This window comes from Jutongia sp. SJQ-6 (assembly GCF_054161275.1).
Genome location: NZ_CP195314.1, coordinates 636757 through 649732, shown reverse-complemented (window position 1 = coordinate 649732; position 12976 = coordinate 636757). Strand labels below are relative to the sequence as shown.

General features: G+C 42.4%; 13 protein-coding genes. 12 read left to right on the top strand and 1 reads right to left on the bottom strand.

Annotation, left to right across the window (positions count from 1 at the left end; genetic code table 11):
• The first annotated feature begins 21 nt into the window (after nucleotides 1-21).
• The 11 genes from ACSAJE_RS03040 to pgeF all read left to right on the top strand — a co-directional run bounded on the left by ACSAJE_RS03040 (nucleotide 22) and on the right by pgeF (nucleotide 10422).
• A complete protein-coding gene (locus ACSAJE_RS03040) occupies nucleotides 22-807 on the top strand; it encodes an electron transfer flavoprotein subunit beta/FixA family protein (protein ID WP_022025325.1) in 786 nt (261 codons plus the stop codon).
• A 27-nt stretch (nucleotides 808-834) separates the two neighbouring features.
• Nucleotides 835-1872, top strand: coding sequence for an electron transfer flavoprotein subunit alpha/FixB family protein (locus ACSAJE_RS03035; protein ID WP_118690420.1), 1038 nt, complete (start codon nucleotides 835-837; stop codon nucleotides 1870-1872).
• Between the two features lie 257 nt (nucleotides 1873-2129).
• On the top strand, nucleotides 2130-2948 hold the full coding sequence (locus ACSAJE_RS03030; protein ID WP_022025323.1) for an undecaprenyl-diphosphate phosphatase: 819 nt from the start codon (nucleotides 2130-2132) through the stop codon (nucleotides 2946-2948).
• 104 nt (nucleotides 2949-3052) lie between these two features.
• A complete protein-coding gene (locus tag ACSAJE_RS03025; protein WP_458009643.1) occupies nucleotides 3053-3850 on the top strand; it encodes an adaptor protein MecA in 798 nt (265 codons plus the stop codon).
• A 13-nt stretch (nucleotides 3851-3863) separates the two neighbouring features.
• Nucleotides 3864-4496: a signal peptidase I gene (lepB, locus tag ACSAJE_RS03020; protein WP_182434119.1), complete on the top strand. Its 633-nt coding sequence runs from the start codon at nucleotides 3864-3866 to the stop codon at nucleotides 4494-4496.
• Nucleotides 4497-4522: 26 nt separating this feature from the next.
• On the top strand, nucleotides 4523-5365 hold the full coding sequence (gene ylqF, locus ACSAJE_RS03015; protein ID WP_458009642.1) for a ribosome biogenesis GTPase YlqF: 843 nt from the start codon (nucleotides 4523-4525) through the stop codon (nucleotides 5363-5365).
• A 62-nt stretch (nucleotides 5366-5427) separates the two neighbouring features.
• The gene (gene lepB, locus ACSAJE_RS03010; protein WP_458009641.1) at nucleotides 5428-7839 is read left to right on the top strand and encodes a signal peptidase I; all 2412 of its coding nucleotides are present in this window, start codon (nucleotides 5428-5430) and stop codon (nucleotides 7837-7839) included.
• A 21-nt stretch (nucleotides 7840-7860) separates the two neighbouring features.
• Nucleotides 7861-8625, top strand: a complete 765-nt coding sequence (locus ACSAJE_RS03005; protein ID WP_022025119.1) for a ribonuclease HII — start codon at nucleotides 7861-7863, stop codon at nucleotides 8623-8625.
• An 8-nt stretch (nucleotides 8626-8633) separates the two neighbouring features.
• Nucleotides 8634-8972, top strand: a complete 339-nt coding sequence (locus tag ACSAJE_RS03000; protein ID WP_022025120.1) for an EscU/YscU/HrcU family type III secretion system export apparatus switch protein — start codon at nucleotides 8634-8636, stop codon at nucleotides 8970-8972.
• 137 nt (nucleotides 8973-9109) lie between these two features.
• Nucleotides 9110-9469, top strand: a complete 360-nt coding sequence (locus ACSAJE_RS02995) for a YraN family protein (RefSeq protein ID WP_022025121.1) — start codon at nucleotides 9110-9112, stop codon at nucleotides 9467-9469.
• 14 nt (nucleotides 9470-9483) lie between these two features.
• Nucleotides 9484-10422, top strand: a complete 939-nt coding sequence (pgeF, locus tag ACSAJE_RS02990) for a peptidoglycan editing factor PgeF (protein ID WP_458009640.1) — start codon at nucleotides 9484-9486, stop codon at nucleotides 10420-10422.
• On the opposite strand, the gene ACSAJE_RS02985 is transcribed toward pgeF, so the two are convergent.
• Nucleotides 10400-11584: a ribose-phosphate pyrophosphokinase gene (locus tag ACSAJE_RS02985; protein WP_458009639.1), complete on the bottom strand. Its 1185-nt coding sequence runs from the start codon at nucleotides 11582-11584 to the stop codon at nucleotides 10400-10402. The two genes, pgeF and ACSAJE_RS02985, sit on opposite strands and share 23 nt — an antisense overlap.
• A gap of 277 nt (nucleotides 11585-11861) precedes the next feature.
• Between ACSAJE_RS02985 and ACSAJE_RS02980 the strand changes: the two genes are divergently transcribed.
• Nucleotides 11862-12932 carry an FKBP-type peptidyl-prolyl cis-trans isomerase gene (locus ACSAJE_RS02980; RefSeq protein WP_458009638.1) on the top strand — a complete coding sequence of 357 codons (1071 nt, stop codon included), beginning with the start codon at nucleotides 11862-11864 and terminating at the stop codon, nucleotides 12930-12932.
• The last annotated feature ends 44 nt before the right edge of the window (nucleotides 12933-12976 follow it).

Below are 12976 nucleotides of genomic sequence, written 5' to 3'. Positions count from 1 at the left end.
AAGACAAGGAGTGACATTGCCGTGAAAATTGTAGTATGTATAAAGCAGGTTCCAGATACCAAAGGCGGAGTAAAGTTTAATCCAGATGGTACACTGGACAGAGGTGCAATGCTTGCCATCATGAACCCTGATGATAAAGCAGGTTTGGAAGCAGCACTTAGAATTAAAGATGAAACAGGAGCAGAGGTTACTGTATTGACCATGGGTCTTCCAAAGGCTGAGGAAGTTCTTCGTGAAGCAATGGCTATGGGTGCAGATAACGGTATTTTGGTAACAGATCGTGTACTTGGTGGTGCTGATACTTGGGCTACTTCTACAACGATCGCAGGTGCTCTTAGAAACATTGATTATGATTTGATCATCACAGGTCGTCAGGCTATTGATGGTGATACCGCTCAGGTAGGACCACAGATTTCTGAGCATTTGGATATTCCGGTAATTTCCTATGCAAAGGATATTAAGGTAGAAGGTGACAGCGTTATTGTTGAGCGTCAGTACGATGATAGATATCATGTATTAAAGGCTAAAATGCCTTGTCTCGTAACAGCTCTTTCTGAGTTGAACGAGCCACGTTACATGACTCCTGGCGGAATCTTCGATGCATTTGATAAGGAGATCACTGTTTGGGGCAGAGCTGATTTGAAAGATGTTGATGACTCTAACTTAGGTTTGAAGGGTTCACCAACTAAGATTGCGAAAGCATCCGATAAGGTTAAAAAGGGTGCTGGTGAGAAAGTTACTCCAGATTCTCCGGATGAGGCAGTATCTTACATCATGAGCAAGTTAAAAGAGAAGCATGTAATCTAACAATAATAAGGAAAAGTGGTGACTAAAATGGGTTTAGAAGAATATAAGGGTGTCTATGTCTTTGCACAGCAGGTAGACAACGAATTAAGCGGTATCGCTTTTGAATTGCTTGGTAAAGCAAAAGAGTTAGCAGCTGATTTGAGCACAGATGTTACAGCAGTTCTGATCGGTTCTGGTGTAAAAGGTCTTGCAGATCAGTTGGCAGAGTACGGCGCAGATAAGGTTATCGTTGTAGATGATCCTGAGCTGAAAGAGTATAGAACAGAGCCATATGCGCATGCATTAGCTTCTGTCATCAATGAGTATAAGCCGGAAATCGTTTTGGTTGGTGCAACAGCAATTGGTCGTGATCTTGGTCCTCGTGTTTCTGCACGTGTTGCAACAGGTCTTACTGCTGACTGTACTGTACTTGAGATTGGTGATTTTCCAATCAATCCAGTTCCAAATCAGGAGCAGAAGCATAACCAGCTTCTTATGACACGTCCTGCATTTGGTGGTAACACAATCGCAACAATCGCTTGTCCGGACAACCGTCCTCAGATGGCAACTGTTCGTCCTGGTGTTATGCAGAAGATTGATCCAATTGCCGGTGCTAAGGCTGAGGTTATTGAGTACAATCCTGGTTTCACACCAAACAACAAATATGTTGAGATTTTGGATGTTGTTAAAGAATTGTCTGATACTGTAGATATTATGGATGCTAAGATCCTCGTATCCGGTGGTCGTGGTGTAGGTAGTGCTGAGAATTTCAAGATCCTTCAGGATCTTGCTGATGTGATCGGTGGTACAGTAAGCTGCTCCCGTGCCGTAGTAGATAATGGATGGCTTCCAAAAGAGCTTCAGGTTGGACAGACTGGTAAGACAGTTCGTCCTAACGTATATTTTGCAATCGGTATTTCCGGTGCAATTCAGCATACAGCAGGTATGGAAGAGTCTGACATCATTGTTGCAATCAACAAAGATGAGACAGCTCCAATCTTTGACGTAGCTGATTACGGTATTGTAGGCGACTTGAATAAGATCGTTCCTAAGCTCACAGAAGAGTTAAAAAAGGTTGTAAAATAATTCCTAAATAATTATTAAATTATTTGGAATAGCGGTTCTATTTAATGATAAAATAGGATATAATGAGACAGAACTTGGATCAGGTTCTGTCTCATTTTTTGTTTAAAAGGAAAATACTGTTGTGAATAGCAAGGAGATTTACGGTAAATTACAGTCTTCGAATATTTAAATAGAAATTGAGAACAACCGCCAAAGACTGCTCAGAAGTTTGAGTGGAATCACAAAACGTGAAATGTAAAAAGAAAAGAGGATGAAAGATGGAGTGGATCAAGACAATTATTTATGGTATTGTGGAGGGCATTACGGAATGGCTTCCAATCAGTAGTACCGGACATATGATCTTATTAGAGAAAATCATGCCGATGAAGGTATCTTCCGATTTTTGGGAGATGTATCTGGTTGTCATACAGTTGGGGGCGATCTTAGCTGTTGTATTAATGTTTTGGAATCAGCTATGGCCATTTTGCAGCAAGGAAAAAGGTTATATTAAAAAGGATACATTTTCGATGTGGTTTAAGATTATTGTTGCCTGTGTGCCGGCAGCAGTAGTTGAGCTGGTGTGGGGAGATCAATTAGAAGCAGCCTTTTATCATTATCAAGTGGTTGCATTAATGTTGATATTGGTTGGTATCGTGTTTTTGATCGTAGAACGCTGGAACAAGGGACGTGATGCCAAGGTGACAACCATCGCACAGATTACGTATCGTGCCGCATTTATGATCGGTATGTTTCAGTTGATCGCGGCATTATTCCCGGGAACATCCAGATCCGGTGCAACGATCATCGGTGGTTTAGTGATCGGACTTTCCCGTACCGTAGCGGCGGAGTTCACATTCTTCTTGGCGATTCCGGTCATGTTTGGTGCTAGTTTGATGAAAGTGATGCATTTTGGACTACATTTTTCCGGTTATGAATTAGGGATGCTGTTATTGGGAATGTTTACCGCATTTTTGGTATCCGTGCTCGTTATTCGTTTCTTAATGGATTATATTCGAAAGCATGATTTTAAGCCGTTTGGATGGTATCGTATCGTATTAGGAATTCTTGTTTTGGTTTATTTTGGCATTGGTGCATAACCCAAACAATAGAAACACACCTCATATTTGACAGATTGCTCATTTAGGATTAAGATAATGAGGACTATACTGATAGTATTTTTGCAAAGAAATGAGGGATAGTTTTGAATTTTCGTAGAATTGATAAGAATACAGTGCAGTGTCGTATGTCCGAAGAGGAAATGGAGGAATATGGATTTAAGATCGAGGATTTCTTCACGGATCAGGACAAAGCACGTGAGTTTTTGGAGCAGTTGGTAGAACGAGCAGAGGAAGAAGTCGGCTATGAAGTTGAAGGCGGCGTTGTTTCCATGCAATTGATGCGCATGCCTGATAATTCCCTGATCATTACATTTTCTGATCAAAGTCCGGAGGGGATGAATAATATGCTGAATCAAATCCGACATCTTGCCGGATCTATTGATGATGAGACCGCAGAAGCTATTGTAGAAGGACTCAAGAATGGCGAGATACCTGATGTGGACGATCAGGCAGCGATACATACCAGCGAAAATATGGATCTATTTCAAAAGAAAAACACGGTAGATGCCGATAAAGAGAATTATCAAAAGCATATGAAGGATCTTGCTAAGATAAGGCGGGATAAGGAGAAAAGCTTGATAAGTTCGGCAAAGGTGTATTCCTTTGATAATTTGGATGGATTGGAGCAGTTTGCTGCAGATTTTTATACCAAAAAGAATATTAATAGCAAGTTGTTTCGAGATCAGAACAGTGGAACGTATTATCTGCTGATCAAAAAGGGAAAATTAAAGATGGACGAGTATCAGTATTTATGTCGCAGATTGTTGGATTATGGAACAATTTGCTCACCCCGTCCTTATATGGAGCAGTATTGCAAAGAGCATTATAAATGTTTGATCAGCAAGCATGCGATCAGAGCACTGCAGGCATACTGTTTATAAATGGAGAACGGATATGAAATATGACTTTGATTTAGAAGATCACAGTAAAAAGAGAAAAGAAATATTTCTTCGTGTTTTACTGTGTGCTTTAGAAATAGGCGTAGTATTATTTGTGGCATATGCAATTACCCATTTTGGCCTGGAAAAAATGACGGTATCCGGGAAATATATGAGTCCTACCTTGAAAGATGGGGATGAGATCCTGATCAATAAGATGTGTTATCGTCTGCACAAGGTTAGACGAAATGACGTTGTGGTTGTTAAACACAATGGGGCGCAGCATAATTATTATACTGTGGAGCGTGTGATCGGTTTGCCTGGAGAAAAGGTTCAGATCAAAGATGGGGAAGTGTATATTGATGGCGATAAGTTAAAGGAGAAGTATAGATTTCCGACCATGGAAAATGGTGGACTTGCACTGGAAGAGTTTACCCTTTCAGAAGGAGAGTACTTTATGCTTTGTGACAATCGTAATGAGTGTGAAGACAGCCGCAATGCAAATGTCGGTAATGTTATGTCGGAAAATATTGTTGGTAAGGCATGGATCCGTACCAATCATTTTACGTTGGTAAACAGGATCAATGGATTTGAACAGAAACACGCAGATCCGTCGGCAAGTCCGACAGCGAGTGCTGCGGCAAATTAGTACGTAGTTTGAAATGGAGGATAAATATGCAGTTTCAATGGTATCCGGGTCATATGACTAAGGCGAAACGTGCAATGCAGGAAGACATAAAACTGATCGATGTTATTATTGAGTTGGTAGATTCGAGAGTGCCATATAGCAGCAAGAATCCAGACATTGATCAGTTGGCAAATGGAAAATCACGTATACTGTTGATGAATAAATATGATCTGGCAGATCCGGTGCGGACAGACCAGTGGGTGCAGTATTATGAGCAAAAGGGTTATTTTGTAGCGAAAGTGAATTCCAAGAATGGAAAAGGTGTGAAAGCTGTTCATAATGTTATTCAGGCAGCGTGTAAAGAAAAAATAGAAAGAGATCGGAGACGCGGTATTTTGAATCGTCCGATCCGCGCGATGATCGTGGGAATACCAAACGTTGGAAAATCAACTTTTATTAACAGCTTTGCCGGTAAAGCTTGTACCAAAACAGGTAATAAACCGGGTGTTACAAAAGGAAAGCAGTGGATTCGTTTGAATAAGATGGAGGAGCTGTTAGACACGCCGGGTATCCTTTGGCCTAAGTTCGAAGATCAGGAGGTTGGATTACGCCTGGCCTATATTGGATCCATTAAGGATGAGTTATATAATATTTACGAATTAAGCGTTTTACTGCTTCAGTATTTGCGGGAGAATTATCCGAATGCTGTCAGTAACTTTTATGGAATAGCAGAGGAAAAGGCCAGTGAAGAGACATTGAAGCAGATAGCAGAGAAAAGAGGATGTTTGAAGGCTGGTGGAGAATTTGATCTGGATAAGGCTGCCAAATGTCTGATTGACGATTTCCGGGCAGGAAAGTTAGGGGCGATCAGTTTGGAAATGCCTCAGTAATTCTTCTATGTTAGGCAAGTAGAACACTTAGGCTTTAATAACGAGCAGAAATGGGGAACAGTATGTACGATAAGAACGAAATCGAGGATAGTCTTGAGTTTTGTCGTCAAATAAAAGAATACGAGGATATATCTGCTACAGATAAGGGCACTGCAAATGAATCGCAGGACAAGTCGTTATCTGTTATGGCGGAGGAAATGGAAACACAGTCACACTCATGGGATCATATTTTGCAAGAACAGGATCCGGTGAGTGTTGATTTTGATGCTGTAAAACCATTTATTGCCCCGCCGGAACCAGAGACGTCGGCCAAAGCGATGGGCGGTTTGCTGGAGAAAGAAGAAGAGACCAAACGTATACAGGAAAAGCAGCGTGAACAGGCGAGACAGAAGGCACTTGCGCGAGCTGAGGCAGCCAAAAAGGCAAACGAAGAAGCTGTTCGACTTAAGGCAGAACAGGAAAGAAAGGCGGCAGAAGAGGCAGCCAGACTTAAGGCAGAACAGGAAAGAAAGGCGGCAGAAGAGGCAGCCAGACTTAAGGCAGAACAGGAAAGAAAGGCAGCAGAAGAAGCGGCCAGACTTAAGGCAGAACAGGAAAGAAAGGCGGCAGAAGAAGCAGCCAGACTTAAGGCAGAACAGGAAAGAAAGACAGCAGAAGAAGCTGCTTTAGAGCAGCACCGGCATGAGTTGGAGCTGCAGAATAAATTACAGCAGCAGCGGGCAGAGACAGAAGCGTTAGCAAGAAAACAACAACAGTTGGAAGAAGCGGAAGCACAACGTATTGCACAGGCACAACGAGAGGCAGTTGCCAGAACTCGTGCTAAACTACAGCAGCAGCGACAACAGGAGCTTGCAAAACAACAAGAAACATTACGTCAACAGGAGCTTGCAAAGCAGGAATCAATCCGAAGACAGGAATTGGAAAGACAGAGAGAGGTTCAGGCAAGGCAGGAGGCAATGCGGCTTCGGGAGCAGGAGAAGCAAGCAAGACAGCTTGCGGCGAAACAGGAGCAGCTTCAGCGTGAGGAAGAGGCGAGAGCGCATACTGCAGCAATGGAACAGGCACGTCAGCAGATGGAAGTGCAGAGTCGGAGACAGGCAGATCAGGCAGAACAGCTACGATTGCGCATAGAAGCACAAAAACAGCAGACGGAGCAGGAACAACTGCGTATAGAACAGGAACAGCAGCAGAGAATACAAAAACAGCGTGAGGCAGAAAGTGCTGCACGTGAAACCTTTATACAGAGCAATAGCTCTTTGGCAGCAGAGCGTCAGCGTGCAGCGATGGAGGCAGAAGCTGAAGCAAGAATACTACAGGAGCGTGCAGAGGAGCTGAAACGTCAGGCAGAAGTTGCAGCCTTGGAAGCGCGTATTCATCAGCTTGAGCAGGAATCTGCGAGAGCCAGAGGAGAGTATGCTGCAAGTTATGGTACACAGAGTGCGACACAACAGCCGGTATATACTGATCCGCTTGCACAGAGCAGGATACAGCAGCCGGTGTATATTGATCCACATACACAGAACAGGACACAGCAACCGGTATATACTGACCCTCGTACACAAAATACAGCGCAGCAGATGTATACAGGAACCAGTGCATCTGGCTATCCGGGACAGACGCAGACTGCGGCAGGTAGTGTCAGTAAGCAGAAATTATCTGAGAAACAGATCAATGAAATCTTTGCTCAAGGATTAGAGAAAGAGCGTAAAGAATCACGTGCAAAAAGAAATGCATTGATTCAGCGGCAGGCAGATAAAGAAAATGCCAGAATTCGTCAGGAACGTGCAGAGAATGGTGTGAAACCACCGGTAGAGCGTGTGTTTGATATGGTAAAGGCCGGTAAGGACAAAGCGGTCGATATTCTATCGGATGTGTTCCATACGGTGAAAGAAAAGTCCGAAGATCCAGAGTTACAGGAACAAAAGACGAAAGCTTCACGTTTATTTGGAAATCTTTTAGTCATTGCCATCTGTGTATTTATTGCATATTGTGTTGCATCAGTTGTGACCTCTTTCGTTGCAAATCCAACGAAAGTAGAAGGCGAATCAATGGAATCTACGTTGACCAATGGGGATACAGTATTGATCCAGAAAATGAGTTATTATTTTGGAGATCCCAAACGGTATGATGTCGTCGTATTTCCGGTGCCTTACTACAATTCGGATACCAAATACATTAAGCGCGTTATTGGACTGCCTGGAGAGACAGTGCAGATCATAGAGGGAAAAGTATATATTAATGGCAAAGAATTAAAAGATGACACTTATGGAAAAGATAAAGTGATCGATGATCCGGGAGATGCGGTGGAGCCGATCACATTAGCGGATGATGAGTATTTTGTACTGGGAGATAACCGTAATATGAGTACGGACAGTCGAAGCAGTTATGTAGGGCTGATAAGGCGTAAAAGCATTATCGGAAAGGCTTGTGCACGTATTTTCCCACTCTCAAAAATGGGAGGCATTGCCGGGTAAGATAACAGTAAGGAGGAGCTTATGAGTGATATCAAGTCGATCGCACAGATCAAGCAGGAGTTTGAACAGTCAGGTGACGACAAAGAGGCTCTTTATGTGCAATATGCCGGAGATTCCCGGAAAGGGGTTCAAAATCTTATTACAAAATATCAAAAAGAAGCGCAAAAACTTGTGAAAGAGCGGGAACGCTTAGAGACAATGCGTTTTTTTGAACATAAATACAGTGAATATCATGCGATCTGCGGGATCGATGAGGCGGGCAGAGGTCCGCTTGCCGGTCCGGTAGTAGCCGGAGCAGTGATCCTGCCGGAAGATGTGGAAATTTTATATCTGAATGATTCTAAAAAATTATCGGCTGCGCGCAGGGAAGAATTGTATGAGGAGATCAAGGAAAAGGCGATTTGTTATGGCGTAGGGATTGCATCGCCAGAGCGGATCGATCAGATCAACATATTACAGGCAACATATGAGGCGATGCGGGATGCCATAGCAGCTTTGATGCCGGCACCTGATCTGTTGTTAGTAGATGCCGTGCACATTCCGGAGGTTGAGACGAAACAGGTGGGCATCATCAAAGGAGATGCCAAAAGTGTTTCTATTGCGGCGGCAAGTATCATCGCAAAAGTAACAAGAGATCATATGATGATGGAAATGGATGCATTATATCCAGAGTATGGATTTGCAGGTCATAAGGGATATGGGGCAGCAAAACATATTGAAGCAATCAAAAAGTATGGACCCTGCCCGATCCATCGCAGAACATTTATTAAGAATTTTATGGAGTGAGATGGCTTATGGAACAAAAGCATCAGGGGAAAATTTATGGGCGTGATGTCATGAAACAGGTGCGGAAACGTTCGGCTGTTGCATTGGAATACGAACCGGAAAAAGATCGTGCGCCAAAAGTGGTTGCCAGTGGACGCGGGCACGTGGCAGAGCGTATTTTGGATACTGCCAGAGAGCATGATATCCCGGTACATCAGGATGCAGGGCTGACGAAGAGTCTGGAGAATGTTGAGATCGGTGAGTTTATACCGCCTGAGCTGTATCAAGTGGTAGCGGAAGTGTTGGTATTTGTAGATTCTATGGATAAGATCAAGGGTAAATGGGACGTTGATCGCTTGAAGAAGTAAGGTCACCAGTAAAAGAGATGTTTGTCATTTGAAGAAGCAGGTGCATCAGTCAAAGGGATGTATATCATTTGAGGCAGAAAGTGCACCAGTAAAAGAGATGTTTGTCATTTGAAGAAGTAAGGTCATGGGTGGATTTAATGGGAAAGAATAATCGTCAGATAGGATCAAAATATGAGCAGCTTGCAGCGGATTATTTGAAAAAGCAGGGATATTGCATTGTAGAACGTAATTATTATACCCCCTATGGAGAAATTGATATTATAGCACAGCAGGATGAAGTGCTGGTTTTCGTGGAGATTAAATATCGCAGCAACCGTCGTTATGGTGCAGCTACGGATGCGGTAGATCATCGCAAACAATGGAGAATCAGTAAATCTGCAATGTATTATTATGCCTATCATGGCTATGAGGAACAAAGACCTTGTCGTTTTGATGTGATCACAGTGCAGGGGAGTGCGGTAACGCATATACAAGATGCATTTGATTACTGCGGCTAAAAAGGAGGAAAATAATGCGAAAAAAATGGAGCAGAGAAGCTTTTGAGAAAAAGTTTGGTAGTGTAGAATGGAGTCAAAATAAAAATACACCGGAGGCTAAGGAATACGAACGTATGTCATCGCAGTACTCGACATATATGGAAATACAAAATGGCATCCCAGTGCTGCGATTTTCTTGTTTTGATCCTTGGAAAGACTGGATGGGGGCAGCGTTTTCGACACGGTTAGGTGGTGTTAGCGAAGGGTATTTATCCAGTATGAATTTTGGCTGGAAACAGGGAGATGACCTGGAAAATGTAAAAGAAAATTACCGTTTGTTTGCCGGGGCGATCGGCGTCAGCGCAGATGACTATGTATTTTCGGATCAGGTGCATGATACAAAGGTAGTAAGTGTTACAAAAGAGCATACGGCAGGACCGGAATTACACAGGAAACTTCAGGGAATAGATGGTCTTATTACGGCAGAAGAAAATGTTGTTCTTGCAACATCTTATGCAGACTGTGTTCCATTATTCATTGTGGATCCGAAGCACCGCATTGTAGCCGCGTCTCATTCCGGCTGGCGGGGAACAGTTGGTCAGATTGGCCGCAAAACAATAGAAATGATGGTTCAGCAATATGGTTCAGATCCGAAGGATATGGCTTGTGTCATTGGACCATCGATCTGTCAACAATGTTATGAAGTAAGTGAAGATGTAGTGAGTGCACTAAGCTGCGTATATGCAGAAGATCAGATGCGTCAGATTGCTGAACCGGGTAGAGAACCGGGCAAATATCAGTTAGATCTCTGGGCAGCCTGTTATGAAACATTAAAAGAAGCAGGTGTTCCTCCGGAGTCGATCCAGGTATCCGGAATGTGCACCTGCTGTCATAAAGATCTGCTATTTTCACACCGTGCAACTGCCGGCAAACGTGGCAATTTGAACGGATTTATTTGGAAGAAATGTTCTTAGAACGTTCTTCTAACAATTCCTGAATACGCTTTGTTGCATTCATAATGTCATTGACAGATGTGTCGTGATTAAGAGTATCAATGATGAGTGCAATGTAACGGCTCAGATCTACGTTATGATAATAAGGACGTTCCTTTAGAGCGGAAGGGCAGTAGCAAAGGTTTGTTGTGTAAATATGATCAAATACCTTTTCTTTGTATGCCTGATCAAGTTCCTCCAGTCCGTCATTGAATAAACCAAACGTTGCACAGATAATAACGCGTGCAGCGTTTCTTTTTTTGAGTTCTTTGGCAACTTCCAGTACTGTTTTGCCGGAAGCGATCATATCGTCCACAATGATCACATCTTTGCCGGAAACATCATTACCAAGGAATTCCATGGAGATCACAGGATGCTCTCCATTCACCAGTGTAGAATAGTTGCGGCGTTTGAAAAACATACCCATATCGACACCAAGCTGGTTGGAATAAAATACCGCACGGCGCATACCGCCCTCATCCGGGCTGATCGTCATTAAATGTTCATTATCCACAATAAGATCCGGCATATCATTTAGGATTGTCGAGATAAATTGATATGATGTGAAGAAATTATCAAATCCGTTGTTAGGGATGGCATTCTGGACGCGATTGTCATGCGCGTCAAAAGTAATGATCGTTTCAACGCCCATGCGGATCAGTTCCTGCATTGCCTGTGCACAGTCTAAGGATTCATTGATCAGACGCACGTGCTGTCTGCCTTCATACAAATATGGCATGATCACAGTGATTCGTCTTGGATGTCCGCTACAGGCCATGATGACACGCTTTAGATCCATAAAATGATCATCGGGTGACATATGCATCTTATTGCCATGCATATCATACGTCTCATGATAGTTGACAGTATCCGATATAATGAATAGATCGCTTCCTCGGATCGATTCGTTGACGACAGCACGTCCTTCTCCGGTCCCGAAGCGAAGACATTCAAAGTCAACCAAATAGTTGTCGATGGAATAATCTGATGTCATAAAATCCGGTTTGTTTGAAGCTGCAAGAGCTTCTTTACGTCTTGCAATGATGATCTCATTTACTCGTTTACCGATTTCACTACAGCCACCCATTGCCACGATCTTAAGTGGAGCGAGAGGCATTGCATCCTGTAATTTTCTGTTTGCCATGATCTTATTTCTCCATTCTGTAAATAACCGATTTTATTCTAATGTTCTGCTCACGATCCTGTCTGGAGAGAACAAAGAATTGTCCTATAAAAATATACCGTGTTTTAGTTTTTCAGTCAATAGACTTTCTTTTTTGGTCGTTTTATGGTATAACGTAGAGTGTTGTATATTGTGACAAAGTGTTTTTTGGATCGAATTTTGTTCTAAAATAACAGGAAAATATACGGTTTGAGAGATAAATCGTGGATTGGTAAAGGCCAAAATAAGGAGGAATATTGTGAGAAATTTAAAGAAGTATTTTGCAACTGCACTGTGCGTTGCATTGTGTGTAACAACATTAGCAGGATGTGGCAAGAAAAAGACGACAGAGCAGAAGGTGGAGAATATTGATTATCAGAAAGCGGTTACTTTGACAGAATACAAAAAAGTTACGCTCAAAAAAACAGATATTGAGTCAAAGCTCAAGACGCAGATCGATCAGTTGTTGGATCAGAATAAAACGTATGAGGCTGTGAAGAAAGGAACGGTAGCAAATGGAGATACGGTCAATATTTTCTATGTAGGAAAAGTAGACGGTAAAGCATTTGACGGTGGATCTTTGACAAAAGATACCAACCCATCCGGTTACGATCTTACGATCGGTTCTAATACGTTTATTGACGGTTTCGAAAAGGCATTGATCGGTAAGAAGATTGGTTCAACCTGTGACATTAAGCTTACTTTCCCGGAGAAGTATTCGGTCAATTCGGATCTTGCAGGAAAGCCGGCAGTATTTACGGTAACGATCAATTCTAAGCGTGGTAAGGCAAATGTGCCAAAGTTTGATGATACATTTGTAAAGAACAATGTGTCCGGCTATAATACAGCCAAGGAGTATCAGGCAAAACTTCGCGAGGATGTTGTAAAAGATATGGCATGGGACAAAGTTGTATCGGATTCCAAGATTTCCAATTATCCAAAGCAGTTGATCGAGGATAACAAGACTCGTCTGGAAACTGCTTTAAATACGTATCTGAAACAGCAGAATACGACATTAGATGATTATATTTCAGCACAGAATATGACAAAAGACAGCTATGAATCACAAAAAGAGCAAACTGCTAAGGATGCAGCCGGTGAAGAAGTTGTTTACAATGCAATTGCTGAAAAAGAGAACCTGGAAATTACGAACAAAGAGTATAAAAGCGAGTTGGACAAGCTTTTAACGAATACCGGAAGTAAGAATGAGAAAGAATTGAATAAGACATTTAAGTCTTATTATGGATTTGATGCGAAAACAATTGTAAAGAAAGATCTTTTACGTGAGAAAGTACTCTCTTATCTCGTAAAGAATGTTGTTGAGCAATAATGCAGTGATTGTGTCGGAGCACACTTGACACAGAGGTTGTAATG